This window comes from Mesorhizobium sp. WSM2561 (assembly GCF_000513915.1).
GTDB lineage: Bacteria > Pseudomonadota > Alphaproteobacteria > Rhizobiales > Rhizobiaceae > Mesorhizobium > Mesorhizobium muleiense.
Window position 1 is genome coordinate 1 of the sequence record NZ_AZUX01000109.1, and the last position, 1,641, is coordinate 1,641.

Consider the following 1,641-nt stretch of genomic DNA (forward strand, 5'->3'; position numbering starts at 1 on the left):
CTCCAAAGCTATTGCCAAATGTGTGTCTTTGTCGGAAACGGAACACACAAACTAAAAGATTCGCACGTCTTGCGTGGTCAGCCCTCAGCAGGGTTTGCCATTCGTCAGTTTGAGCAAAGGCCGTGCCAGCACGCTCAAGGCACTGCGACCAATGCGTGCCGACCGCTCGAGGGCCAGCAGTTCAACCATCTCGTCCAGCGTGATGTCCTTGAAGCCTCGATCAACCCGGCGATGAAGGCTTCATGCGCATCGAGACCGGAGGCGCGCCGCCAGCCCTGTGGCCGAGGCGTTCGCTCGCCGATTTTCGCCGCGCCATCCAACGGATCGCACTCGATATCCCCACGCCGAACCGCGCCGCCGCCTGTCGCGCCGACGTACCCTCATCGCAAGCCTTCAAAACCAGCGACCGAGGGCCCTCACTGAGTGTTCTTGCTATCATCCACCTCATTAAAGTGGACGTTGAATCAGCTCAGCAAAGCTGTGTCCCATCACAATCAATTCATCGATCTGTGGATGTGCTTTAGCGCTCGCTGGCGGTAAAATTGAGGTCGGCTCGTTGAGCAGCAGCACTTCGGAGCTGGCCAAAAGTACGCGCGACCTGTCTGCCTCGTGCAGAAAAAACTGGCTGGCGATCGCTGACTTTTCTCTAGCGCGATTGATGAGGCGCGGCGCGGGTTGCCGCCCTCTGTCGCGAGCAGGATAGCGTCTTTACACTGCGTTGGCTCCGCACCGTTTGAAAGATCTGGACGACACGTTTGAGGGGCTTGAATCAACGAGCCACGACGATGGCCAGCCGCTGAAGGACGGATCGAAGAGGCCACCTTGCCATTGCGGGTTCGTCAGTGCTGTTGTTGCCTCCTTGGGCACAGATCCCAACTTGCTCGCGTTTCTACGCAAGCATCATCCCGAGTTCTGATGCTCCATCATCGTTCCGCGCGCGAAATTCGCGGCCTTTGGTGCCGCGGCTGACCCAAGCGAACGCTCGATCCGTGGCCATGAACGGAGACAACATGGGCGCAGCTAAATCTGGCCGGATCTGCTTGCGGCCGACCTTGACGGCCAAGAGTTTGTCCAGACTATACGACCCATGTCTCGGGGCATCGATGGAGAAGTTGAACCGAAGGGGCGGCTGCAGAGCTGGTTCTGGGGTGCAGGCGAACTCCTGCACCTTGGCTACGCTGCTAGCAGGACAGCGCGAGGAGTACCGCTTCCAACAAGGTTCGCGCCGAAGACGCTCCGTTTTTTTTGGAGAACCAATGCCGCGACTTTAGCTCACCGATTTTTTGGCGCGGCGCCAACCGGCCATCATTGACGACGGCCCGCCTGAGCCCGTGAGGCAGGCCTTTGCTGCTGCGCGCAAAGTGGGCTCAGGGACAGCATAACATCCAACCCAGGATGGCAACGGCGCACAGACCCAGACTTCACTCGCCCTTTACGGCGTACTTGCGACGCGCATGCACTCGCCAAAATTCGCCCGATCAGGCCAAAGCATTTTCCGACGTGTCATCCCCTTCATCTTCCGTCTTCCGGGTGCGGTTTGGTTTCAGGAAATCCTTTTGTGGAGCCGCACAGAGATCTCCTGAACAAACCTTCTCACCCTTGTAGTTGGCCAGGGCCTGCAGCAACCCCGGTCCAAGCTTC

At 58.6% G+C, this 1,641-nt stretch carries 1 protein-coding gene and 1 pseudogene; both read right to left on the bottom strand.

Translation table 11 applies throughout. The annotated features are described in order from the left end of the window. Nucleotides 1-135: 135 nt before the first annotated feature. Nucleotides 136-436: pseudogene (locus M727_RS42695) on the bottom strand (IS630 family transposase); the annotation flags it as partial. A 453-nt stretch (nucleotides 437-889) separates the two neighbouring features. After that, entirely contained in the window at nucleotides 890-1,063 is a 174-nt protein-coding gene (locus tag M727_RS42120; RefSeq protein WP_156941729.1) for a hypothetical protein, read from the bottom strand. Between the last annotated feature and the right edge of the window lie 578 nt (nucleotides 1,064-1,641).